Below are 1406 nucleotides of genomic sequence, written 5' to 3'. Positions count from 1 at the left end.
CCGACCTTCGCATGATCTTCGCTGAGGGCGCCGACAGCCTGTCGGCCACCATCGAATACAGCACGGCCTTGTTCGACCAGGCCACGATCGAGCGGTTGGTCGGCCACCTTCGGGTGCTGCTGGATGCCGTCACCGCTGATCCGGACCGGCCGTTGTCTGCCTTGCCCGTCCTGACGTCGGCTGAGCGGCAGGCGCTGGACGACGTGAACGCTACCAGGACGGTGCTGCCTGAGGTGGGGGGTGTGCATGAGCTGATCGCGGCTTGTGCGGTGGCTGCTCCTGAGGCGGTGGCGGTGGCCGATTCTGCGGGGGAGGTCAGCTATGGGGAGTTGGAGGCTCGTGCCAATCGGCTGGCTCATCGGCTGATCGGGTTGGGTGCGGGTGCGGAGACGACGGTGGCGTTGTGTCTTCCGCGTGGTGTGGACCTGGTGGTGGCCGTGCTGGCGGTGTGGAAGGCGGGCGCGGCTTATCTGCCGCTGGATCCGACCTATCCGGTGGATCGGCTGGCCTTTTTGCTGGCTGACAGCGGGGCGGGTCTGCTGCTGACCACCGGGGACCTGCTGGAGGAGCTGCCTGCGGGTCGGCTGCGGACGCTGCTGGTGGACGATCCGGGCATACAGGTTATGCCGGTCACGGCTCCCGACGTGGTTGTTGTCCCAGATCAGGCGGCCTACCTGATTTACACCTCCGGTTCCACCGGCCGTCCGAAGGGGGTACGGGTCGGGCATCGGGGTCTGGTGAATCTGGTGGTGGCGCAGCGGGAGGCGTTCGGGGTTTCGGCTTCTTCGCGGGTGTTGCAGTTTGCGTCGCCTGGGTTTGATGCGGCGGTGTCGGAGATTGCGGTGACGTTGGCTGCGGGGGCGACGCTGGTGGTTCCGGGTGTGGAGCAGCGGGTGGCCGATCTGGCGGGGTTCATCGATGGGCAGCGGGTGGATGTGGCGACGTTGCCGCCGTCGCTGCTGGCCACGCTGGACCCGGCGCAGCTACCCGGGTTGACGTTGATCAGCGCTGGTGAGCATCTGGACCCGGCGCTCGCGCAGGTGTGGGGGAGCCGTCATCGGCTGCTGAACGCCTACGGCCCGACCGAGGCGACGGTGTGCGCGACCATCGGTCAGGATCCGGCCGGGATCGGCGGTCCGATCGCCAACACCACCACCCACGTGTTGGATGCCCATCTCAACGCCACCCCCACCGGTGTGTCCGGGGAGTTGTTCGTCGGCGGTGTCGGCCTGGCCCGCGGCTATCACGGCCGGCCCGCGCTGACGGCGGAGCGGTTCGTCGCCGACCCGCACGCGGGTGACGGTTCGCGGCTGTATCGGACCGGTGATGTGGCTGTGTGGCGGCCGGATGGCCAGTTGGTCTTCCTGGGGCGGACCGATCATCAGGTGAAGATTCGTGGTTTCCGG

1 protein-coding gene is annotated in these 1406 nt (G+C 68.0%); it reads left to right on the top strand.

The features are described from left to right. Window positions 1-11 precede the first annotated feature (11 nt). Window positions 12-1406, top strand: a 1395-nt coding sequence (locus ABZS69_RS67055; protein ID WP_355395677.1) for an amino acid adenylation domain-containing protein, incomplete at its 3' end; no start/stop codon positions are given.

The sequence above is a fragment of the Nonomuraea sp. NPDC005650 genome (genome assembly GCF_040605375.1).
Taxonomy (GTDB): Bacteria; Actinomycetota; Actinomycetes; order Streptosporangiales; family Streptosporangiaceae; genus Nonomuraea.
The sequence above is the reverse complement of the archived record's forward strand: the minus strand, read 5'-3'. Positions and strand labels throughout refer to the sequence as shown.